Source organism: Hanstruepera marina (assembly GCF_019880635.1).
Lineage (GTDB): Bacteria > Bacteroidota > Bacteroidia > Flavobacteriales > Flavobacteriaceae > Hanstruepera > Hanstruepera marina.
On the sequence record NZ_JAINVX010000001.1, the window covers coordinates 362,868 to 385,876 of the forward strand.

At 33.2% G+C, this 23,009-nt stretch carries 26 protein-coding genes; 16 read left to right on the top strand and 10 right to left on the bottom strand.

Annotated elements, in window-relative coordinates; genetic code table 11:
• Positions 1–8: 8 nt before the first annotated feature.
• The 4 genes from K7G76_RS01645 (at position 9) to K7G76_RS01660 (ending at position 4,128) form a co-directional block, all read left to right on the top strand.
• The gene (locus K7G76_RS01645; protein ID WP_223032461.1) at positions 9–818 is read left to right on the top strand and encodes a universal stress protein; all 810 of its coding nucleotides are present in this window, start codon (positions 9–11) and stop codon (positions 816–818) included.
• Between the two features lie 28 nt (positions 819–846).
• Entirely contained in the window at positions 847–1,476 is a 630-nt protein-coding gene (locus K7G76_RS01650) for a carbonic anhydrase family protein (RefSeq protein WP_223032462.1), read from the top strand.
• A 144-nt stretch (positions 1,477–1,620) separates the two neighbouring features.
• A complete protein-coding gene (locus K7G76_RS01655; protein ID WP_223032463.1) occupies positions 1,621–3,489 on the top strand; it encodes a SulP family inorganic anion transporter in 1,869 nt (622 codons plus the stop codon).
• 12 nt (positions 3,490–3,501) lie between these two features.
• A complete protein-coding gene (locus tag K7G76_RS01660; protein ID WP_223032464.1) occupies positions 3,502–4,128 on the top strand; it encodes a carbonic anhydrase in 627 nt (208 codons plus the stop codon).
• A gap of 28 nt (positions 4,129–4,156) precedes the next feature.
• Here K7G76_RS01660 and K7G76_RS01665 read toward each other — a convergent pair whose 3' ends face one another.
• Positions 4,157–4,675, bottom strand: coding sequence for a CvpA family protein (locus tag K7G76_RS01665; protein ID WP_223032465.1), 519 nt, complete (start codon positions 4,673–4,675; stop codon positions 4,157–4,159).
• Between the two features lie 74 nt (positions 4,676–4,749).
• On the opposite strand from K7G76_RS01665, the gene K7G76_RS01670 reads away from it, so the two are divergent.
• From K7G76_RS01670 to K7G76_RS01680, 3 genes are read left to right on the top strand one after another with little or no spacing between them, the layout of a single operon-like run.
• Positions 4,750–5,106 (top strand): hypothetical protein, encoded by a 357-nt coding sequence (locus tag K7G76_RS01670; RefSeq protein ID WP_223032466.1) that lies wholly within the window; start codon positions 4,750–4,752, stop codon positions 5,104–5,106.
• Between the two features lie 35 nt (positions 5,107–5,141).
• Positions 5,142–6,161, top strand: coding sequence for a phenylalanine--tRNA ligase subunit alpha (gene pheS / locus K7G76_RS01675; protein WP_223032467.1), 1,020 nt, complete (start codon positions 5,142–5,144; stop codon positions 6,159–6,161).
• 6 nt (positions 6,162–6,167) lie between these two features.
• On the top strand, positions 6,168–6,563 hold the full coding sequence (locus K7G76_RS01680) for a hypothetical protein (protein ID WP_223032468.1): 396 nt from the start codon (positions 6,168–6,170) through the stop codon (positions 6,561–6,563).
• 83 nt (positions 6,564–6,646) lie between these two features.
• Here K7G76_RS01680 and K7G76_RS01685 read toward each other — a convergent pair whose 3' ends face one another.
• On the bottom strand, positions 6,647–7,336 hold the full coding sequence (locus K7G76_RS01685) for a hypothetical protein (protein ID WP_223032469.1): 690 nt from the start codon (positions 7,334–7,336) through the stop codon (positions 6,647–6,649).
• 6 nt (positions 7,337–7,342) lie between these two features.
• Positions 7,343–8,344, bottom strand: coding sequence for an NAD(P)H-dependent glycerol-3-phosphate dehydrogenase (locus K7G76_RS01690; RefSeq protein WP_223032470.1), 1,002 nt, complete (start codon positions 8,342–8,344; stop codon positions 7,343–7,345).
• A 132-nt stretch (positions 8,345–8,476) separates the two neighbouring features.
• Here K7G76_RS01690 and K7G76_RS01695 point away from each other — a divergent pair, with 132 nt between their 5' ends.
• The 3 genes from K7G76_RS01695 (at position 8,477) to K7G76_RS01705 (ending at position 10,964) form a co-directional block, all read left to right on the top strand.
• A complete protein-coding gene (locus K7G76_RS01695; RefSeq protein ID WP_223032471.1) occupies positions 8,477–9,418 on the top strand; it encodes a nicotinic acid mononucleotide adenyltransferase in 942 nt (313 codons plus the stop codon).
• 200 nt (positions 9,419–9,618) lie between these two features.
• Positions 9,619–10,116 carry a peptidoglycan-binding protein LysM gene (lysM, locus tag K7G76_RS01700; RefSeq protein WP_223032472.1) on the top strand — a complete coding sequence of 166 codons (498 nt, stop codon included), beginning with the start codon at positions 9,619–9,621 and terminating at the stop codon, positions 10,114–10,116.
• 269 nt (positions 10,117–10,385) lie between these two features.
• Entirely contained in the window at positions 10,386–10,964 is a 579-nt protein-coding gene (locus K7G76_RS01705; protein WP_223032473.1) for a hypothetical protein, read from the top strand.
• A 75-nt stretch (positions 10,965–11,039) separates the two neighbouring features.
• Here the strand turns inward: K7G76_RS01705 and nadD are convergent, their stop codons facing one another.
• The 3 genes from nadD to K7G76_RS01720 are packed head-to-tail and all read right to left on the bottom strand — an operon-like array spanning position 11,040 to position 13,057.
• On the bottom strand, positions 11,040–11,618 hold the full coding sequence (gene nadD / locus K7G76_RS01710) for a nicotinate (nicotinamide) nucleotide adenylyltransferase (protein ID WP_223032474.1): 579 nt from the start codon (positions 11,616–11,618) through the stop codon (positions 11,040–11,042).
• A 6-nt stretch (positions 11,619–11,624) separates the two neighbouring features.
• Positions 11,625–12,197: a guanylate kinase gene (gene gmk / locus K7G76_RS01715; RefSeq protein ID WP_223032475.1), complete on the bottom strand. Its 573-nt coding sequence runs from the start codon at positions 12,195–12,197 to the stop codon at positions 11,625–11,627.
• Positions 12,198–12,199: 2 nt separating this feature from the next.
• The gene (locus tag K7G76_RS01720) at positions 12,200–13,057 is read right to left on the bottom strand and encodes a YicC/YloC family endoribonuclease (RefSeq protein ID WP_223032476.1); all 858 of its coding nucleotides are present in this window, start codon (positions 13,055–13,057) and stop codon (positions 12,200–12,202) included.
• A gap of 111 nt (positions 13,058–13,168) precedes the next feature.
• Here K7G76_RS01720 and K7G76_RS01725 point away from each other — a divergent pair, with 111 nt between their 5' ends.
• Positions 13,169–13,648 (top strand): acyl-CoA thioesterase, encoded by a 480-nt coding sequence (locus K7G76_RS01725; protein ID WP_223033582.1) that lies wholly within the window; start codon positions 13,169–13,171, stop codon positions 13,646–13,648.
• Here K7G76_RS01725 and K7G76_RS01730 read toward each other — a convergent pair.
• Entirely contained in the window at positions 13,637–14,533 is an 897-nt protein-coding gene (locus K7G76_RS01730; protein ID WP_223032477.1) for a DMT family transporter, read from the bottom strand. The two genes, K7G76_RS01725 and K7G76_RS01730, sit on opposite strands and share 12 nt — an antisense overlap.
• Positions 14,526–14,879 (bottom strand): arsenate reductase family protein, encoded by a 354-nt coding sequence (locus K7G76_RS01735; protein WP_223032478.1) that lies wholly within the window; start codon positions 14,877–14,879, stop codon positions 14,526–14,528. Before K7G76_RS01735 ends, K7G76_RS01730 begins: the two co-directional genes overlap by 8 nt.
• A gap of 69 nt (positions 14,880–14,948) precedes the next feature.
• Between K7G76_RS01735 and K7G76_RS01740 the strand changes: the two genes are divergently transcribed.
• Positions 14,949–15,404 (top strand): DinB family protein, encoded by a 456-nt coding sequence (locus K7G76_RS01740; RefSeq protein WP_223032479.1) that lies wholly within the window; start codon positions 14,949–14,951, stop codon positions 15,402–15,404.
• Positions 15,405–15,407: 3 nt separating this feature from the next.
• Here K7G76_RS01740 and K7G76_RS01745 read toward each other — a convergent pair whose 3' ends face one another.
• Positions 15,408–16,124, bottom strand: a complete 717-nt coding sequence (locus tag K7G76_RS01745; RefSeq protein WP_223032480.1) for a DUF3298 and DUF4163 domain-containing protein — start codon at positions 16,122–16,124, stop codon at positions 15,408–15,410.
• 89 nt (positions 16,125–16,213) lie between these two features.
• Here K7G76_RS01745 and K7G76_RS01750 point away from each other — a divergent pair, with 89 nt between their 5' ends.
• Positions 16,214–17,353, top strand: a complete 1,140-nt coding sequence (locus K7G76_RS01750) for a cystathionine gamma-synthase (RefSeq protein ID WP_223032481.1) — start codon at positions 16,214–16,216, stop codon at positions 17,351–17,353.
• Between the two features lie 75 nt (positions 17,354–17,428).
• On the opposite strand, the gene K7G76_RS01755 is transcribed toward K7G76_RS01750, so the two are convergent.
• Entirely contained in the window at positions 17,429–18,235 is an 807-nt protein-coding gene (locus K7G76_RS01755; protein WP_223032482.1) for a THC0290_0291 family protein, read from the bottom strand.
• Positions 18,236–18,474: 239 nt separating this feature from the next.
• Here K7G76_RS01755 and gdhA point away from each other — a divergent pair, with 239 nt between their 5' ends.
• The 3 genes from gdhA (at position 18,475) to recO (ending at position 22,990) form a co-directional block, all read left to right on the top strand.
• The gene (gene gdhA, locus K7G76_RS01760; RefSeq protein WP_223032483.1) at positions 18,475–19,818 is read left to right on the top strand and encodes an NADP-specific glutamate dehydrogenase; all 1,344 of its coding nucleotides are present in this window, start codon (positions 18,475–18,477) and stop codon (positions 19,816–19,818) included.
• Between the two features lie 119 nt (positions 19,819–19,937).
• A complete protein-coding gene (gene porZ, locus K7G76_RS01765; protein WP_223032484.1) occupies positions 19,938–22,283 on the top strand; it encodes a type IX secretion system anionic LPS delivery protein PorZ in 2,346 nt (781 codons plus the stop codon).
• The gene (gene recO / locus K7G76_RS01770) at positions 22,283–22,990 is read left to right on the top strand and encodes a DNA repair protein RecO (RefSeq protein ID WP_223032485.1); all 708 of its coding nucleotides are present in this window, start codon (positions 22,283–22,285) and stop codon (positions 22,988–22,990) included. The genes porZ and recO overlap by 1 nt, the downstream gene beginning before the upstream one ends.
• Positions 22,991–23,009: the final 19 nt, after the last annotated feature.

Here is a 23,009-nt window from a genome sequence, read left to right on the forward strand (position 1 = left end):
TATTGACAATGAAAAACAATAAATATAAAATTTTGGTATTGTCAGATTTAAAGGACGCTACCAATAATGTACTAAAAAACACGGCCAGTTTATCAAAAATGATAAATGGTGAGATTAGTTTTTTTCATGTAAAAAAACCAACAGACATTATTGAAAGAGAAAGCCAGCTATCGGCTTTTAGAACAATTAATGAAAATCATACTACCGTAAAAAAGCGTATAGAACATTTTGTAGGCTCTTTAAAAGATCAAGGAATTCCTGTTGACTTTAGTTATGCTTTTGGTAACGTTAAGAATGAAATAGAGAATTATATTGCTAAAAATAAACCTGATATAATTGTTTTGGGCAAACGAAATTCAAATCCTGTTAATTTAATGGGGGACAACATTACAGATTTCGTATTGAAAGTGCACAATGGTTTTGTAATGATTGCCGATAGCGAGAATATTCTAGAGGCCGACAAATCTTTGTCGGTTGGATTGCTTAATGGCAAAGAATGGTTTAAAAATGTGAGTTTTTCAGAAAATTTACTCAAGTATGTTAAAACTCCAATAAAGTCATTCAGGGTTGTCAATAATAATGTTGTAACTGAAGAGAACAAACAATCAGATATAAAAACTGTTGAATATGTTTTTGAACGAAATGACAATACTATTCAGAATTTATCTAACTACTTATCAAAGAGCAATGTAAATTTATTACTGGTAGATAGTAATTTTAAGAATACAAACCCAAAAGAAGGTTTAAAACCATCAGATATCAAAAGTGTTATTAACCAACTTAATATTCCACTTTTAATATCAAATAATAAAATTTAGTAAATTAAAAAGATAAAACGAAATAATTATGAAAGCACATACTAGAGAAACACAAGCAACAATGACTCCTGAAAAGTCATTGCAATTTTTACAAGAAGGAAACTTAAGATTTCAAAATAATTTAAAAGCAAACAGAAATTTACTGGAGCAAGTTAATGATACAAGTGATGGTCAATTTCCTTTTGCAACTATTTTAAGCTGTATAGATTCGCGAGTGTCAGCCGAGTTGGTTTTTGACCAAGGTTTAGGAGATATTTTTAGTGTAAGAATAGCGGGAAATTTTGTGAACGAAGATATTTTAGGAAGTATGGAGTTTGCCTGCAAATTAGCTGGCACAAAACTAATTGTAGTGTTGGGGCATACAAGCTGTGGTGCTGTAAAAGGGGCTTGTGACGATGCTAAATTAGGAAATTTAACAGGCATGTTAAGTAAGATTAAACCAGCAGTAAATGCAGTAGTCGAGCCGCAGGATACAAGTTTAAGAAACTCTAAAAATTTGGAATTTGTAGATAATGTTTCAGCTAAAAATGTCCAACTAACAATTGATAGAATTGTAGAAGAAAGTGAAGTTTTAGCCGATATGCAGAACAACGGCGAAATTATGATTATTGGCGCAATGTATGATATCAATACAGGCGAAGTAACTTTTTATGAATAAGGAGTTCATTTTTTAAAGCTTTTAAAATAAAAAATATTTGGCAGAGACAGCCTTTTTGGTTGTCTTTGCCTTTTTTTATTTAAGAAAGAGTTTTAAAATAAAAAACTGTAAATTAGGGCAAGACCAAAATCAATAGAATTTACCATGAAAAAATTATTTTCGAATTTACGAGGCGATGCTTTTGGTGGAATTACCGCTGGGATAGTTGCTTTGCCATTGGCGCTAGCTTTTGGAGTGTCTTCGGGTCTTGGGCCTAGCGCTGGACTTTATGGCGCTATTTTTATAAGCTTTTTTGCTGCCCTTTTTGGAGGTACAAACACCCAAATTTCTGGGCCTACTGCTCCAATGACAGCTGTAAGTATGGTGGTTATCGCTGGTATAATAGCAACTAATGATGGAGATGTAAATAAAGCACTTCCTGCTATTTTAACGGTTTTTTTATTGGCTGGTCTCATGCAAATAGGACTTGGTGCAATTGGGTTAGGAAAGTATATTAGGTATATTCCTTATCCTGTTGTTTCTGGTTTTATGACAGCTATTGGAGTTATTATACTGCTTACTCAAGTACTCCCTTCTTTAGGATATTATCCAAGAGAGGATATGGAATTTGTTCAACAATTTAAACCTGAAGCCGAGGAGTTGATTTTAGAAAACATCTTACGAGAAGAAGCGGGCGAGGGTATTTTGGTACTTGAAGATTTCAAGGAAACCATAAATCGGGCACATCTTATAACGGAAGACGATATTTTAAAGGAATCGCAAACGTTGGCAGCTAAAGAAGCTTCAGGGGCATTGGGCGCTTTAAAGGTTATTCCTAGAGCATTACAGAATATTAGTTGGTTGGAACTGCTTTTAGCTTTAGGAACCATAGTTATTATATATGGCTTTAAGCGTATAACTACGGTTATACCGAGCACGTTGGTAGCATTAGTGTTGATGTCTGGTATTGCAATGGGCTTTGCTTTGGATTATAGACCAATTGAAAAGATTCCAGAAGGTTTACCAATCCCTAATTTAGACATTATAACCAGTTTTAAACTAAAAGCTATTGCGCCTTACATATTTACTGCACTTACTTTGGCATTGTTGGGAGCTATAGATTCTTTACTAACAAGTGTTGTTGCAGATAATATGACCAAGACCAAACATAAACCTAATAAAGAGTTAGTTGGGCAAGGTATAGGCAATTCTATAGCTGCTTTATTTGGAGGTATACCAGGTGCAGGAGCAACCATTAGAACAGTAGTTAACATTAATTCTGGAGGAAAAACCAAGCTTTCAGGAATGATAGCAGGTATACTGTTATTGTGTATTTTGTTGATTCCTGGATTACCTAACTTAGCTTCAAAAATCCCAGCAGCAGTATTGGCAGGAATTTTAATTACCGTTGGTATAGGTGTAATGGACTATAAAGGCTTGAAGGCCATTCCTAGTTTACCAAAAGACATTAGGTTAGGGCCTATCAAATTCAGTTCAGAAGTTGTTATAATGTTAGTGGTTCTTATACTATCTACTTTTTGGAATCTAGTGTATGCCGTAGGTATTGGGCTTGTATTTGCATCGCTTATGTTCATGAAAAAAATAGGAGATTTAACAGCAGAACGTTCCGATGTAAAACCTTTAAAAGAAGAAGCTTGGGCAGATGAATCTGAATTTCCAAGCAATCTTAAAGAGGAAGTGTTTATTAAACACTTAAAAGGGCCTTTGTTTTTTGGTTCTACAAGTGATTTTCAGCAGCTCGCACTTCAAATTCCCAATACGGCTAAGACCGTAATTTTAAGATTGGGGCGCATGCAATATATGGACCAGTCAGGGTTGTACGCTATGGAAGATATGCTACAAGATTTAAGTAGTAAAGGTATTACTGTTTTATTTGTAGACTTACTCAAGCAGCCAAAGTATATGATGGAACGTATTGACATTATTCCTGATATGATACCCAAAGAACATATTTTTAAGAATTTTAAATCCTGTTTAAACTGGATAAAGGAAAATATTAAAGACACATATTAAGTTAGAAAAAACATGAACATTGACAAAGCTTTTGATAATAACAAAACTTGGATAAAGGAAAAGTTATCTATAGATAGCAACTATTTTGATGAATTGGGAAAAGGCCAGAGCCCAGATTTATTGTACATAGGTTGTTCGGATAGTCGTGTGACGGCCGAAGAGCTTATGGGAGCCGAACCAGGCGAAGTGTTTGTACATCGTAATATTGCAAACATGGTTTCAGGAACAGATTTGAATGCCATGTCAGTTGTAGAGTACGCTGTTTCACATTTAAAAGTAAATCATGTTGTAGTATGTGGGCATTATGCATGCGGAGGTGTTAAGGCTGCTATGCAATCTGCAGATTTGGGTGTTTTAAATGGTTGGTTGAGAAATATTAGAGATGTATATAGGCTTCATAAAGATGAGTTAAATGCAATTCAAAATGATGAAAGGAAGTATGACAGACTGGTTGAACTTAATGTTAAGGAACAATGTGTCAACCTTATTAAAACTGCAGCTGTTCAAAAAGCGTATAGAGATCGAGGTTTAAAAGTCCATGGGTGGGTTTTTGATGTTCACACCGGAAAACTAATTGACCTTAATATTGATTTTGTAAAGTACTTGAAAGATATTATGGAGATTTATCATTTAGAATAATTTAAAAGTTATTAATAAATAGCTTTTTTTATTCGGTTTCAATTTCGCCTTGATTGTCTATGTCATCAGCCTTTATAATGGTTGGGAACAACATGGGAGCTAAAGATTTTATAGGTTCGTATAAAATGGAGTCTTGAGTGTGTTCCTCGTCCACAAATGTAATGGTGCTATTCATCTTATCGAAAATAATGAGTAAGATGCTTAATATTAAACCTATTTTTAGAATACCAAAAATACCTCCAAGCAACTTATTCAAAAACCCTAGAGCAGCAAAATCGGCTAATTTGGTAAGTGCTTTACCGGCTAAGGCAATTACCAATACTATAATAATAAAAGTGATAGCAAAAGCTGTTATGTTTATGGTTTTCTCACTCCAATCCACATGCTCAATTAACAAATCTGCAACATAGTAGCTAAAATGAATTGCACCATAAATTCCTGCAATAAGTGCAACTAACGATGCTACTTCAACAAAAAAACCTTTGAAAAAGCCTCGAATTAGTCCGAAACCCAATAATGCAACTAGTACAATGTCTATTATAGCCATAACTCAAAACATTTTAAGCAAATATAAAGTATTGCTATCTATCTACTTTGTAACTTTGCTTTTTTAAAATTATTATGTCCAGAGACGAAGAATTAAAACAACGATGGGAATTGGTAGTTAGCAAGTTATCCAAACAATTTGCTGATGGTGACATACTGGATTTAGACGCTATAATTTATTTAATAGGTGTTCAGGAACTAGGGCAATTTAATAGAAAATTTAAAAAAGACCACAAGCTCGATCTCATGCACATTGCCATTTGTAGGTTGCTAGAGCCTTATGGTTACTATGAATTTGATTATTATGATGATGATAAATGGCCACATTACAAAGTAAAAGAACAACTACCAAACTTAAAAGCAGGTGAGCAAAGCGTGCTTATGAAAGAAGCCATTGTAAACTATTTTCTTGAAGCCGAGTTTATAGAATAAAGATTTATTAAATTTGCACGCATTTTAGAGATATCATGATAGATAAATTAAAAGAATTAATTGCTGAGGCCGAAGCGTTTAGCACACAATCTAAAGAAGAGGTTGAAGCTTTTCGTATTAAGTATTTAGGAAAAAAAGGGTTGCTTAATGATTATTTTAAGGAATTCAAAAACGTGGCTAACGATCAAAAAAAGGAATTTGGTCAGGTAATTAATACCTTAAAGAAAACAGCTGAAGACAAGGTAAATGCCTTAAAGGAAGAACTAGAGAGTAAGGAAGAAGTCAAAGGTGTTTATGGTGATTTGTCACGTCCTGGTGAACCAATTGAAATTGGAGCCAGACATCCCATCTCCATTGTTAAAAACCAAATTATTGATATCTTTTCGCGAATTGGATTTAATGTGAGTGAAGGCCCAGAAATTGAGGATGACTGGCACAATTTTACAGCATTGAATTTACCGGAATATCATCCTGCGCGTGATATGCAGGATACCTTTTTTATTCAAACCAATCCAGATATTTTATTGCGTACACACACCAGTTCGGTACAAGTGCGTTATATGGAAAACAACAAACCACCTATTCGTACCATTTCTCCTGGACGTGTTTACAGAAATGAAGCGATTTCAGCACGATCACACTGCTTTTTCCACCAAGTAGAAGGTTTATATATTGATAAAGACGTTAGCTTTGCCGATTTAAAGCAAACCTTGCAATATTTCACTACTGAAATGTTTGGTAAGTCTAAAATCAGATTGCGTCCATCCTATTTTCCATTTACCGAGCCAAGTGCTGAAGTAGATGTATATTGGGGGCTTGAGACAGAGACTGATTATAGAATAACGAAGGGAACAGGATGGCTTGAAATTATGGGCTGTGGTATGGTTGATCCCAATGTTTTGGAAAACTGCGGTATAGATTCTAAAACCTATTCAGGTTTTGCTTTTGGTATGGGTATTGATCGTATAGCCATGCTCTTGCATCAAATTGGCGATATTCGTCTGTTGAGCGAGAATGATGTACGCTTTTTAGAGCAGTTTAAGTCGGCACTTTAAGGCGTAATGAAAAAAGACATCCAAATTCCAAAAGTTACTGACGTTTATGTAGCTGTTGTCAACGAGTTTAATAAGGAGCACCAAACGTACGATTGGAATGCCTACATTATCAACAACAAGGAAGTTGATTTAGATACCATTTTAATTACTACTAAGGGCTATAGCGCCGATAAAATAACACCTGTTATGCGGCATACCATCAAAATGCTACCTGCCAGAAGCTTCGCCAAAATAGAATATTTGCAAGAAGCGGTGTTAAAGCTTAATAACGAGTTTAAAGTTACTTTTTTTGAAGGCAATACGATGTACGACAAGACCTACTTGTTTAGAAAAAATACCATTAACAAAAATGCCCTGCAAAACTTACCTTTAATGCAGGAAAAAGGGGTGTTGGTGAAATAGTTTCGTTTACGTTCTGATATGAATTGTTTATATCAGTTGTGAACGAATTTCGACTATTTTTTTGGGAATGTAAAAATCAGCAATTAAAATCTTGTGTTAAATTTTATGGGTTCGGGGCAATCTCCTAATATCATTATTTTCTTGTCAATATTATGATATGATTGTAAAATTTCAGTAGCATGTGGCTGATTAAGCAAATCGATTTGAAGTTGTTGATTATAAATTCCATTAGGCATGTTTTCGTATTTCAACCATCTTTCATAACCATAAATACCTTCAAATACAGGCAAGTGATTAACCGAAGTTTTACTAATAATATAATATTTAGTAATTAATCCTTTTTTTCTTTTTTCTTTTTTTGGTTTGTTTTTCAGTTCTATTTTATGCAAATAGTAGTTGTTACCTTCTATTAAAGTATCCTTTGTAGATTCAAGTATGTTATCTTTAATTTTAATTTTTTTTGTTTGTATTTCGACATTTTTACATGAAATGTTTATAAATCTTGATTTATAAAATTCTGATTTTAAAAGTTTTACTTTAGAATATGCCTTGCCATGATGCCTAAGCACTAACTCAAAAAATGAGCTATCAGCTTCTTTTAATATTCCTACATAACTATTGTCTTTTGAATTGGTTAAGTAATATTTAGCTTCAGTAAAATTCTGTTTGTGAAAAGTTATTTCATATTCAAGTAAATAATCAAAAACAAATTCACGTTTTTGAGAAAAACTTAAGGCAGTTATAAATAGTAGATTTAGTAAAATATATTTCATATTGCTCTAATCTAGCTTCTCGGTTAGTTTTTTAAACACCTTTTTGGCATCTTTCCCATCGTAAAGAATATCGTAGACGGCATTAATAATTGGTAATCGGGTTTTCTTTTTGTTCTTCTCGTTGAGTAAATGCGCGCTTTTGGTAGCATAATAGCCTTCGGCAACCATATTCATTTCCATCATGGCACTTTTTACGGTGTAACCTTTACCTATCATATTGCCAAACATGCGGTTTCTGGAAAACACCGAGTAACCCGTAACCAATAAGTCACCCAAATATGCCGAGTTGTTAATGTTGCGTTTCATTTTGTGCATTTTCTTAATAAAACGCTTCATTTCGCGTATGGCATTACTCATCAACACACTCTGAAAATTATCACCATAACCCAAGCCATGAGCTATTCCTGCGGCAATAGCATATATGTTTTTTAGCATCACCGCATATTCAGTACCAATAATATCATCGCTTATTTTGGTCTTTATATAGTCGCTTGATAAGGCATTGGCAATGGTTTGTGCTTTTTTGGCATCGGCACAAGAAATGGTTAAATACGATAAGCGCTCCAGAGCCACCTCTTCGGCATGACAAGGACCAGCAATCACCGCAATGTTTTCAAAAGGAATGTGGTAAATGTCATGAAAATGCTCACCAACCAATAAACCCGATTCAGGAATAATACCTTTTACGGCTGAAACGATTATTTTACCCGTAATATCGACAGTGAGTTTTTCCAACTCACTATGCATAAAAGCCGATGGAATAACAAAAATCAATACATCGGCATAGCTGGCCATTTCATTAATATCATTACTCAACTTAAGCTGATCGACCTTAAACTCAACCGAACTTAAATAACTGGGGTTATGGTACTCTTTTAAAATGTGTTCTTTAGCATAAACACTGCGCATGTACCAACCAACTTCCTTTAAATTTTCCGATAACATTTTTACAATAGCTGTTGCCCAGCTACCTGCTCCAAATACCGCATACTTTAAAGGTTTGTCCATAAACTCTTAATTGTTTTACAAATCAAAAGTACACAAAAAATGCCGCTTTAAAAACATCTGATTTAGAGAAGCTTTTGGTTTTTGGCACATGTTTTGAAATGTGTTAAGTAATAACTTTAAAACGAGAGCCCTATGAAGACTTTAAAATTACTTTTGATTTTTGCGGTTTCAGGAACACTATTTACGTCTTGCTATACAGAAGAGATAATAGTTGATACCTACAACCCACAACCAGCACCTTCTATTTCGTTAAATCAGTTATTGAGTTCTTACGAGCTATGGTATGTTGATATTAATGAAACCATAGGTTATGGAGAAACTCCTTTTTTACAAATTGCTTTTACCGTTTCGTTTAGAAACGGAACACTTTGGGCAAATAACAACCTAGTAGGTATTGGCAGTCAAGGAAATGGTTATGGAATACCGGTTGGAGATTACGATGCCTATAATATGATTTTGGATGTTTATCATGACATTGATGGCTATCAAACATTTGATGTGTACCAAATAAACAATAATACCATTGAGTTATATAACCCAAATAACGATACATCCTATTTTTTAAATGGATATCAACGCTCCAATTTTGATTATGACTTTGTGTTTTACGACAATATACATTACTTCCTTCAAGAATATCAAGCTTGGGAGAAAACCTATACGAGTCCTACAGGAACCGTAAATGATTTTGATTATGAAAACTATTTGCAGTTTTTAGCTGGAGGCAATGATTCTGAATTTAGAAGCTCGCAGGATGTGAATATTAGTAATCCTAATAATATTTACTGGGATTATACTGGAGTTTATGGCGTAGGTAATATACCAGGAAATATGTATCTAAAAAGATTGACACTTAACTACGATTATTATGGAAATGAAATATTTGAGTTAAGCGTACTTAACGATGGCTTGATTGAATTGTATCATCCAGCATCGCAAACTATATATGAGTTTAGAGGTAGAGGTTATATTCAGTTTATGAGAAATTCTGAAGGCAAACAAACCAAAGAATTAAAAAAACGAAAGTTTAAAGCTGAACGTAAGGATAACCCTAGAGACAGTAAGCGTATTTAATTTTTAAAATTTAAATGTGACCTTTTAGAAAATATTGTGTCAAAATAGATATAAGGTTGAAATAAAAAACAAGTTATTGTTTAAATTAAGGATTTAGTTGGTAGAAATTGTCTGTGAAATTAGTAGCAGGCAGTTTCTTTTTTATTAACTTTAATAGAAATTAAAATTTACATTTATTAACTATAAACAGAAGACGAACTATGGGATTATTTTCATTCATTAAAGATGCAGGAGCCAAAATTTTTGGAATAGGAAAAACATCAGCTGAAGAAGCTGCTGAAGCAGCGGCAGATGCTGCAGCAGCAAAACTACGCAGGGAAGAGGCCGCAGCCAATCGTTTGGAGGAAACAGTTAGCGATTTACAACTGCAAGTTGAAGATTTAAATATTAAAATTGAAGACGATACAGCCACAATATGCGGAATGGCTTTTGATCAAGCTACGCGAGAGAAAGTGGTTTTAGTTGTTGGAAATTCAAATGGAATAGCAACTGTTGATGATCAAATGACGGTAGAGCATACAGAACCCGAAGCACAATTTCATACTGTTGTGAGTGGAGACACACTTGGCAAAATTGCTAAACACTATTATGGTAACGCTATGAAGTATCCCGTAATTTTTGAAGCAAATAAACCGATGCTTAAAGACCCAGATTTAATTTATCCTGGTCAAGTATTGCGTATTCCCGCTTTAGATTAAGAACTCTAAAATAAATTTTGTTAAGCCAACTATTAAGTTGGCTTTTTTTGTTTCAGATAGTACCGTTATTAGGGTTATGGTTTTTAAAAACAGCTAAATATTCAGTGTAATAAATTGTAAATCAATAATATGTGAAATTTCATCCTTAAAAAATGTGTTTCATCTATTTTTTATTTTTTAAACGAAAAAAGTAAGGGAAACATCGAAAATTTATGGTGTCAATACCGATTGCCTATAATTTAGTCTTCGTAACCCAAATAACTATTATCATGAAAAAACTTAATTTATCATCAGCTGTTTTGGCATTTATTACCTTGTTTAGTTGTAATACAGAAGAACTTCAACTAAATGATTTAGAGACAAGTAAAACGCCAGATTTCAGAGTTCAAGAGTTTAATAACCAATCTCAAAGAAATCCGTTATACGACACTTGTATTTATGTACAGCTAATTGCTGGGCAACAATATGAAGCAGGACAGGTAACGGTTGATATTGAAGGAGATGATTTAATTTTAAAATATTCAACCCATGAAGATTGGGTTATTAACGCCACTCATTTAAGCATAGGTAATTGTGGAGAGCAAGACATACCAACTACAGGTTCTGGAAATCCAACAATTGGAAGATTTGAACACGGTACGACGCATAGTGAAGGTGTAAATGAAGTTGTTTACTATGTCAATAGGCAAGCTTTAAACGACGTTTATTGTTTTGCTGCTCATGCTGTGGTAACTGGTCCAAACGGTGAAGAGACTGCTTGGGCAGAAGGTTTAGACTTTGGCGGAAATAGCTGGGCTATGTATGTTGAAGCGACTCAATCTGAATGTTATTTCTCGGACGAAAAATAATAATCGCTTATAATTTAGAAAGCCAACTTAAAACAGTTGGCTTTTTTTATTCTTATGAAAGTTATTATAGGCTATTTACTTGTAAAAATTCATTTCATCAACATATTCCCAAACATGTTCAGGCAACATAGGTCTTATATTTTGCCCTGCTTTTATAGCCTTTCTAATAAACGTAGATGATAGTTGAATAATAGGAGCATTTATATGATGTATACTTTCGTGATTATCAAATTGTGTCTCAATGGTGCCTTCAGAAATACGCGGGTATACATATATCTCATGACTGTCCAGAATAAGCTTATAGTTTTTCCATTTGTGAAAGCTTTTTAAATTATCTTCTCCCATTATTAGAGAAAACGTTTTATCTGGATATTTTTCTTGTAGATATGTTAGAGTGTTAATGGTATAGTTAGGTTGTGGTAGATTAAATTCAATATCGCTCGGGTATAAGTTATTGTAATCTTTTGTGGCGCGATAAACCATTTCCAACCGTTGGTAATTGTCAAGCATAGACTGCTTTTTCTTAAACGGACTTTGAGGCGTAACAACCAACCATATTTGGTCTAAATCACTGTTTTCAGCCAGGTGATTGGCAATAATTAAATGGCCAACATGAATAGGGTTAAACGTTCCGAAGTATAAACCAACCTTCATAGTATTTTAACTATTTATAAATTCTGACACAACGGATTCAGCTTCTTTAAGCGCTTTTTCTAAATTGTCGTTTTCTATTATAACATCAAACAAAGGAGCGGTTGCCAATTCAGCAGAGGCTTTGGCTATACGCATGTTAATTTTATCTGCACTTTCGGTTTTACGTTTTTTAAGCCTAATTTTTAACTCGTCTATACTTGGAGGCTTTACAAAAACAGCTAAAGTTTGCTCTGGAAATTTACGTTTAATACGTAAGCCACCAGAAACATCAATGTCAAAAATAACATGCTTACCAAGTGCCCAAATACGTTCGACTTCTGTTTTTAAAGTACCGTAAAAATTATCGCGGTATACTTCTTCCCATTCTAAAAACTCATCGTTTTTAATTTTGGTTTTAAAGTCTTTGGCAGATAAAAAGTAATAATCTTTAGAATGTACTTCTTCGCCACGTTTTTCACGCGATGTAGCTGAAATTGAAAATTCCAGATTCAGCTCTTTTATACCCAATAAATGTCTAACAATAGTTGTTTTTCCTGACCCTGAAGGTGCCGAGAACACAATTAATTTTCCTTTATTCATATTTATAAAACATTCAATAATTGTTCCTTAATTTTCTCGAGTTCATCTTTCATTTGAACAACCAATTTTTGCATAGGCGCATAATTACTTTTAGAACCTATGGTGTTTATTTCGCGACCAATTTCTTGACTAATAAACCCTAATTTTTTACCATTGGAATCTACGGAATCAAGTGATTTTATAAAGTATTCCAGATGATTTTTCAAACGCACTTTTTCTTCAGTTATGTCAAACTTTTCAATATAGAAAACCAATTCTTGTTCAAAACGGTTCTCGTCTACTTTTTCTTTAAGTTCCTCCACACCTTTTCGCAAGCGTTCGCGAACGGCTTCAATGCGTTCAGGATCCATAGTTATTACCCGATCCAATAATTCATCAATATTTTGAATACGGTCTCTAAAATCTGCTTCTAAAACTTTTCCCTCATCCAACCGATAGGTGTCAATGCGTTTTAACGCAGCTTTAATTTCGTCTAAAATGGCTTGCCATTCATTTTCATCAATATCTTCTCGGGCTGTACTTAAAGCATCAGGAAAGCGAACAGCCATTTTCAATAATTCGGTGTCATCACCATTAACTACGTTCTTGAGTTGTTTTATGTATTGTTTTACAACAGGTTCATTAACTTCAGAAGTGGTTTCTTCTCCTGTAGATTCCACATAAATAGAGAAATCTATCTTACCACGTTCCAATTGTTTGCCAATCAGTTTACGGAGACTTAACTCTTTTTCACGATAAATTGAAGGCATTCTAGCATTCAAATCAAGGTTTTTGCTGTTAAGCGATTTAATTTCGATAGTTACTTTTTTGGTAGGTAACTGCAAAACAGATTTACCATATCCTGTCATTGAATGTATCATAAGTATATTTAAAGTGATACAAAGGTAACTAAAACTGAAGGTTTTGAAAACAGAATTAAGATTAATGCGTTCAGCCTTAAAATTGTATTTTTGAAGTATAAAAATGGTAAGATGTTTACAAAACAATTTGAAATACGATGGAATGATTTAGATGCTAATATGCATTTGGCCAATTCATCTTATGTGAATTTTATGAGCCATACACGAATGGCTTTTTTTGAAGAATATGGATTTTCACTTCATGAAATTGCAAAACACGATTTGGCACCTGTAGTTTTTTATGAGCATATTTATTATTTTAAAGAAGCCCATATAGGTGATTTAATAACTGTTGGATTAGAGGTTACGGGTTTAAGTGAAGATGGTATGTTTTTTAGTTTTAACCATAATTTTTATGATGGTAAAGGTAAAAACATAGCGCATTGCGAGATGCTTGGGGCTTGGATGAGTTTTAAGACTAGAAAACTAACCCATTTGAATGATGAATTGATGGCTTGCGCCAACCGGTTTCCAAAATCAAAAGATTTTAAAACGTTAACAAAAGCCGATACACGTAAATACCAAAAACGCCCAGTAGATTTAAGTCTTTAGTCTAGGTTTTTTGGTTACCAAATATACACCTGTAAATATTAAAGCTGCAGCAATTAACTTTATTGAGTTTACAGTGTCACTGCCCATAATTATGGCAAATATACCTGCAATTACAGGTTGAATATATAAAAATGTACTAACTGTTGAAGCCTTTAAATGTCTTAAAGCTAAAGGGTTTAATAAATAGGTTGCAAAAGTGGCACCAAGTATTACGAATATTACCGAAAATACAATATAAGGCGGGAATGATGACCAAACAACATCTGATAGTTCGCCAAAACCAAACGGAATTACCATAATTAATCCAAATAAAAACAGCCAACGTATAAAAGTGAACGGATGGTATTTATCGGTTAACTTCTTTATTAAAATAAGATATAAACTAAACGAGACCGCATTAATAAAAACAAGAGTGTTGCCTAGTAATATGTTGTCGCCAATTTGTGTGGATTTTCCGTAAATACTTAATATAATAGCACCAGAAAACCCTAGAAGAATTCCTAGAAATTTGAGATGTGTAATGCGTTCTTTTAAAAAAATAGCAGAAAGCACCAATACAACAATGGGAACTACCGTCATAATAACCGAAGCGTGAATAGGTGTGGTAAATTCCAAACCTTTAAAAAAGGTTAGCATGTTTAATGCAATACCAAAAATTGAAGCAACAAAGAACTTAATATAGTCTTTACGTTCAATTTTTTCAATGGGAGTAAATAGACTTAATAACCAGAAAAGACATGCTGCGCCAATAATGCGAAGGAGAATAAAACCATAAGGTTTAATATAACCAGCATCAATAACATCGTTTGCAAAAGTAAACGATAGGCCGTAAATAACTTGGACCAAAAAAGCCGCAACAAGGGCAAAAATTCGATTGCTATTCACTAATAGTTGCTTTAGCTAGGGCTATTGTTTTTTTAGAATTTCCAATAAAAATGTGCTTGTCGAAAATTATTACAGGGCGTTTTAAAAACGTATAATGGTCTAAAATATAATGTTTGTAATCTGCTTCTGTAAGATTGGCATTTTTTAAGTCCATTTCTTTGTATAGCTTAGCTCGTTTACTAAACAACGATTCGTAACTTCCCGATAGTTCTTGCATTTCTTCAAGTTGTTTAACAGTTATAGCTTCGCTTTTTATATCCTGTAGAACAAAATCAGAATCAAGCTGCAATTCGTTTAAAATACGTAGACACGTATTGCAGGTTTTGAGATAATATATTTTTTTCATGTGCTGAAATTAAGTTGCAAAGTAAGTTCATTTTACTATAAATTAGTAATTTTAAACAAAATAAAACCTATGGATTGGGCATTTGATATTACCTTAAAAAACCGAAATATTCTAGAGTCTATTTTAGATAGTTGCTCTTTAGATCAATTAAATAAAGTTCCAAAGGGGTTTGGCAATAACATTATTTGGAATATAGCCCATGTTATTGCGACGCAACAGATTTTAATTTACAGATTGTCTGGATTGCCCTATGTTGTTTCAAACGAGTTTATTGAGCGATTTAAAAAAGGCACAAAACCCGAAAGAGATTTATCACAGGTTGAAGTTGATGAAATTAAAAGCTTGTTATTTACACCAATTGAAAAAACAAAAATGGATTATAATAATAATGTTTTTAAAGATTTTGAAGAATATACAGTGAGTACAAAAAGCACCTTAACCTGTGTTCAGGAAGCTATAGATTTTAATAATTTTCATGAGGGTATTCATTTAGGTAGTATTTTGGCCCTCAGAAAATTGGTATAGTTTTTACATGTAATTTAGTAGTATACTCACTTGGTCAAAAGGAATATGTATTTCAGTTAACCCAGTAGAATAGGGCGCAATTTCGTAAGTATTATAAAGCAGAAAAACACCCTCATCATCAAAACCAATATTTGCTGGCATGGTGAATTTTTCGGGTTCAAAATATTGGTCTTCGTTACCCGCTATTTCTTTTTTAAAATACTCTTTGGCAAATTCTTTAAAAGCAGAAAAATCTGAAAATAGATTTTCATTACTAATTAATTTTCCGGTCTCGACATCAAAATTTAAGAAGCTAATATTCAAAATACCATGCGCCCCTCCAGTATTCTGGTAAGCTGTAAGAGCAATTGAAATTACTACTTCAGAATGATACATGACCTCTCCATCAATTTGCGCATCCCATTCTATAGCACTTTCAGGAAAATCTGTTTTAAAATTTTCATATTCGTTGTTAAAAGTATTAATAGCGTCTTCCACACTAGATTTAGGGATGGTATCTAAATCGCCAACTTTTAAATAATCAATAATTCCCGATGTAATAGTGGAATTAATATTTTGGGCTACAGTTTTAACACCTGAAGCTTTAGGTATGTTTATTTCTACAATATTGTTTTTAGGAGTCGTAATGTTTATTTCAGAAAATTCAACTTTTGTATCGTCTATGCATGAAATAAAACTTATAACAACAAAAGCAAGTAGGAATATATATTTAAAACGCATTATCAATTTCAATTTTGGTGAATTAAAGATAATTATTGCATTTGAATAGACCGAATTAAAATCTAACTTTGTGAAAATAAATAATACCTATGAAATTTAATACAAAAACAATACACGGCGGCCAAGAACATGATAAGGCTTATGGAGCTGTTATGCCGCCTATTTATCAAACTTCAACTTATGCGCAAAGTACACCTGGAGGCCACAAAGGTTTTGAATATTCAAGAACTCACAACCCAACTCGACAGGCTTTAGAAAAAGCATTAGCAAGTATCGAGAATGGTAAGTTTGGATTGGCTTTTGGTTCTGGTTTGGCAGCAATAGATGCTGTAATAAAACTTTTAGAACCAGGTGATGAGGTTGTTTCAACAAATGATTTGTATGGAGGGTCATACAGGCTATTTACCTCTATTTTCAAGAAATTTGGGATAAAGTTTCATTTTATTGGCATGGAGAATGCCGATAATATAGAATCTTACATTAACAACAATACCAAATTAATTTGGGTTGAAACACCAACTAACCCAATGATGAATATTATAGATATTAAAGCCTGTTCTGAAATTGCCAAAAAGCATAACCTGTTATTGGCCGTCGATAATACATTTGCTACACCTTATTTACAGCAACCTTTAGATTTGGGAGCCGATATCGTGATGCATTCTGCTACTAAATATTTAGGAGGCCATAGCGATGTGGTTATGGGAGCCTTAATTGTTAAAGATCAAGAACTTGCCGATAAATTATACTTTATTCAAAATGCTAGTGGGGCGGTTTGTGGTCCTCAAGATAGCTTTTTGGTTTTAAGAGGTATCAAAACCTTGCATATAAGAATGCAACGTCATTGTGAGAATGGTAAAGCCATTGCAGAGTATTTAGCAAATCATCCTAAAGTTGAAAATGTATATTGGCCAGGATTTGAGAATCATCCTAACCACCATATTGCAAAAGAACAAATGAATGGTTTTAGCGGTATGATATCCTTCACGACTAAAGGCAACAATTATGAAGAAGCCATTAAAATAGTAGAAAATTTAAAGATTTTTACTTTGGCTGAATCATTAGGAGGTGTAGAATCTCTTGCTGGTCACCCAGCTAGTATGACACATGCCAGTATTCCAAAAGAAGAACGTGAAAAAACAGGTGTTGTAGATTCGCTTATTCGATTAAGTGTTGGTATTGAAGATATTGACGATTTGATTAATGATTTAAGACTAGCAATTGGATAATTCTTCATTAAGACTGATTAAAAACAAAAAGCCCAAGAAAATTAATCCTTGGGCTTTTTTATGTTTATAGCTTTTTTAATCTAAATAATAAATATAGCCAAAGTTCAGCCAAACTAACCAATCGTTAACTTTGTCAGAAGGTAATTGATGGCTTAATCCGTCAATCCAATTGCTGAAATAATATTGCCAACGCAAATCAAGCATTAAATCTGAAAGAGGCGCTATTTTGTAACGAAAACCAATACTGGCAACAGTAGACCACGTACTCCCGGATTCAGGGTTAATGGAGCCAGGTTCCCAATACGAGTAGAAATTAGTGGAATTTAGAATATTACCATCAGCTATTCCAGTATCTGGATTAACATAATTTGTATAAGCTTTTGGATTGAAAGATGTATAATGCACACCCAAACTAATAAAAGGCGCTAAACGATAACTAAAGGCTTGAAACGCACGAATACTTTTAGGAAAGTATTCAATTTGCATACCTATATCAAAGTTATTAGCTTCACCGCTATGGGCTCTTAACTTATCGGCATTTGCACTTGTTTTATCAGGGGCAACCCATTCGCCATAATGGTTTAGCTTTGTGGTATTATACGAAATTTCACTTCGTAATTTAAAGTGATCATTAAAATAAGTGTCTGTAGAATAACAATTACAATCAGCTCGATAAGCAAAGTTGATATAATGAACTATACCAATACCAATACCTGTATTACCAAAATTGGTACCCTCATGACCTCTTTGGCCAAAATCAGACCTGAATTGAACTGGACCAATAATAGCTCCAATTTCATGAGAAAATCCAAGCTGTGAAAATCCCGATTGCATTCCAACAATCAAGATTAGTACTAGGGTTAATTGTTTCAAATTGAACATAATATGATTTTCACGATTTAGAGCAAACTGTTAACAAATATATAAAATCACCATTACCTACCAAATAAATTAGATAAAACAACATATTAGCAAATCATTAAATTAATACTTTGTTAAACATTAAAAGTATTTTTAATTACACATTACGAAATATAAAAAAAACAGTATTCTTTTTTAAAGATAACGTATATTTGTGCCCATAAATTTTAATATTATTGATTTCTTAAACAAACAAAGAAATGAAACAAAAAATTGACGCATTTTTAGATAGTGTTAAACAAAAGAACGGTCACGAATCTGAATTCATGCAAGCTGTTCATGAAGTGGCAGAAACAGTTATTCCTTTTATTGAGGAAAACCCAAAATATCAAGGAAAAATGTTATTGGAACGTATGGTTGAACCAGAACGTACTATAATATTTAGAGTACCTTGGATTGATGACAACGGAAATACTCAAGTAAATAGAGGTTATAGAGTAGAGTTTAACTCTGCAATTGGTCCATATAAAGGCGGTTTGCGTTTTCACCCTTCAGTAAATTTAAGCATTCTTAAGTTTTTAGGATTTGAGCAAGTTTTCAAAAACTCACTAACTACGCTTCCTATGGGTGGCGGAAAAGGAGGTAGTGATTTTGATCCTAAAGGAAAAAGTGATAATGAAGTTATGCGTTTTTGCCAATCGTTTATGTCAGAATTATTCAGACATATCGGTGCAAATACTGATGTCCCTGCAGGTGACATTGGTGTAGGAGCAAGAGAGATAGGATATATGTTTGGACAATATAAAAGACTACGTAATGAGTTTACAGGTGTTTTAACCGGTAAAGGGATGTCTTATGGAGGATCGTTAATTCGTCCTGAAGCTACAGGCTATGGTTGTGTGTATTTTGCGAAAAATATGTTGGCTACAAAAGGTGATTCATTTGAAGGTAAAACGGTAGTTGTTTCAGGTTCTGGAAATGTTGCCCAATACGCTTGTGAAAAAGCGACTGAATTAGGTGGAAAAGTTGTTACTATGTCTGATTCTTCAGGATATATTCACGACCCAGAAGGAATAAATGCTGAAAAACTAGCATTTATTATGGAGCTTAAAAATGTTAAAAGAGGAAGAATTAATGAATATGCTGAAATGTATTCTTCAGCTACGTTTTACGCTAATGAAAGACCATGGAGTGTAAATTGTGATATTGCATTGCCATGTGCTACTCAAAACGAGCTAAATGAGGAGGAAGCTAAAGCATTAATCTCAAACAATGTTATTGCGGTTGCAGAAGGAGCAAATATGCCAACTACACCAGAAGCAATTGAAACATTCCAAAAAGCTAAAATTTTATTTTCGCCAGGTAAAGCATCTAATGCAGGAGGTGTAGCTACTTCAGGTTTAGAAATGAGTCAAAATTCATTACGATTGAATTGGACACGTGAAGAGGTAGACGCTAAATTAAATCAGATTATGAATGATATCCACGAGTCTTGTGTTACTTATGGTAAACAATCTGATGGCTATATAGATTACGTAAAAGGAGCAAATGTTGCAGGATTTGTTAAAGTTGCAGATGCTATGATGGCACAAGGAGTTGTGTAAATTCAATTATTATAATTAAAAAAGCTTTCTAATTTTAGAAAGCTTTTTTTGTTTAAATCATATTAAATCTATTCTAAACTCGTTACTATTAAATATATTTGACTGTTTAAAAAGCCACTATGATTAAGAAAATCTGCATATTACTAATCTTATTATTACCATGTCTGGGATTTTCTCAAGATTTTTCAAATTTTTGGGAGGGTCATTTTTCGTATTTAAATATCAAAGACGTTTCACAAGGTAATGGTAAGTTGTATGCCGCAGCAGAGAACGCCGTGTTTATTTATGATCCCGTTACATTAGAAATGGAAACACTGTCTACTATTAATGGACTTTCTGGCGAGACAATTTCACAAATATACTATAGTGAGCTTTATGAGACACTTGTAATTGGTTATGAAAATGGATTAATGGATCTTGTCTTTGATAATGATGATGATGTTTTAACGGTAATTGACATTCTTGAAAAGCCAACAATACCGCCGACTAACAAGCGAATAAATCATTTTAACGAGTATAATGGTTATATATACATATCTACTGATTATGGGATTTCTGTTTACGATTTAGCACGTTTGGAATTTGGAGACACTTATTTTATTGGAAATGGAGGCGCTCAAATAAGAATTACTCAAACTACAATCTTTAATGAGTTTATATACGCCTCTTGTTTAGATAATAACGGTGTTAAAAGAGCTTTAGTTGCGAGTTCTGATTTAGTGGATTTTAATGAATGGGATAATGTGAGAGCTGGAAATTTCTTAGCAATAGAAAGTTTAAATGATAAATTATTTGCTTTAAGATTTGACAGACGCCTTTTTGAAATTAATAACACCAATTTTATAGAATTAACGAGATTTGATACTCGTCCAAATGATGTAAGAAGTGTTCAAAACTTTTTATTAATAATATTAATAGACAGAGTATTTGTTTATGATTCTAATTTCGCTTTGATAAGCGAAATAATTATAGATAGTACATATGATACTGAATTGTTAAATGCAACAATCATTGGTGATTATATGTATATAGGCACAAATAACCACGGGATACTCAAAGTTGAATATCTCAACCCAATTGAATTTGAAATTACTCATCCATCAGGTCCATTACTTAATGACTCTTTTTCAATAAAAGCTTTGCAGAATAACTTATGGTTAACTTATGGTGATTATTCGTTAACATTTCACCCTTCACCATTACAAAGTCGAGGGTTAAGTCATTTGCAAGGTGAAACATGGGTAAACATTCCTTTTGATAGTGTTTTAGGAGCCAAAAATTTAAATAAAATAGCAATTAACCCTTTTAATTTGAATCAAATATTTGTTAGTTCTTTTCAGGATGGTCTGTTGGAAGTAAATAATGACTCTCCCACCATTTTGTACAATGAAGATAATAGCGGATTAGAATCTTTAGTGGTACCCTCAAACCCTAATTTTAAAAGTATCAGGCAATGTGCATCCAATTTTGATAGAAATGGTATTTTATGGACAATGACAGGTCGTGTTGATAGGCCTTTAAAATCCTATGATCCTTCAACTGGACAATGGCAAGGTTATGATTTTACTAGTCTAATTCAAGATGGGTTGTCTGGTGAGTGGGGTTATGATGAAGTAGTGATTGACAATAATGGTACAAAGTGGATAGGAGGATATAACTATGGACTAATAGGGTTTAATGAAACCAATAGCGGAACACAATTAAAAAGTATTAACAGTGAAGAGGACAACATGCCTTCTAGTTTTGTGACAGCTCTTGCATTGGATAGAAGAAATCAAATATGGTTGGGAACACCCAATGGACTCCGAGTTTTATACAATACATCCAATTTTTTTAACGATGATGTAAATGTTGAGTCTATTATTATTTTGGAAGAAGGCGTGCCTAAAGAATTACTTTTTCAGCAATTTGTTTCAGATATTGAAGTCGATGGTTCTAATAATAAATGGGTGGCAACTATTGGTTCTGGGATTTTTTATTTTTCATCAGATGGTCAGGAAACAATTTATCACTTCACTAAAGATAATTCTCCACTACCATCAAATAATATTGTAGATGTGTCAATTGATGACGCTTCAGGTGAAGTTTACATAGCAACTGATAAAGGTTTAGTTTCATACCGAGCAGGAGGTTCTGAACCTCAAGATAACTTTGAAAGCGCATTTATTTATCCCAATCCTGTTAGGCCTAACTTCAATATAATTGAAGAAAAAGTAAAAATTAATGGCCTTTCTGACAATGTCAACGTGAAGATTTTAGATATTGAAGGTAATTTGGTAGCCGAAGCAACATCTAATACAAACTTAAGGTATAGAGGATATAACCTTGAAATTGATGGGGGTACTGCCTTTTGGAATGGAAAAAACCTATATAATAATGTGGTGAGTTCAGGAGTGTATTTAGTGATGCTGTATGATTTGGATACGTTTGAAACCAAAGTATTAAAAGTTATGGTGGTTAGGTAATGCGAACCTCAAATAAAGCTATAGTCCTTTCAAAGATTAAATATCGTGACAACGATTTAATCGTAAAATGCTATACAGAAAAACGCGGTGTAGTTAGTTATTTAGTTAAAAATGCTTTTAAGAAAAAAAATACAGTTGCTTATTTTCAGCTACTATCTCAGCTACTTATAGAAGAAAACTACAGAAACAACCAAAACCTTCATTATATTTCAGAAGTTAAGCTTAATAATACATACAGCACACTGCATTCTAATGTTCTAAAGAGCTCGATAGTTATTTTTCTGACAGAAGTACTCTCAATTATCCTTAAGGAAGAAGAGCAAAATCAAGACTTATATGATTTTTTAGAAAACGCATTGCTGTGGCTGGACAATGACAACCAATTTGCAAATTTCCACATTCTATTTCTTCTTAAGTTAACAAAGCATTTGGGATTTTATCCAGAAGAGTCAGTAAACAATCACTTCATTTTTAATTTAGAAACTGGGCAGTTTGAAAAAGACTTAAATAAACACTCTTTATCGGTAAAAAATAATGATATTTTAAAACACCTATTAGGCATGAAATTTGATGGTTTAAATACATTAAAATTAAACGCTAACCAAAGGCAATCCTTTTTAAATGCTCTTTTGTTGTATTTTGAATTACATTTAGGGAACTTTAAGAAGCCGAAGTCTTTATTAGTGTTAAACCAAGTTTTTAATTAACCAACTAAAGACCTATTTG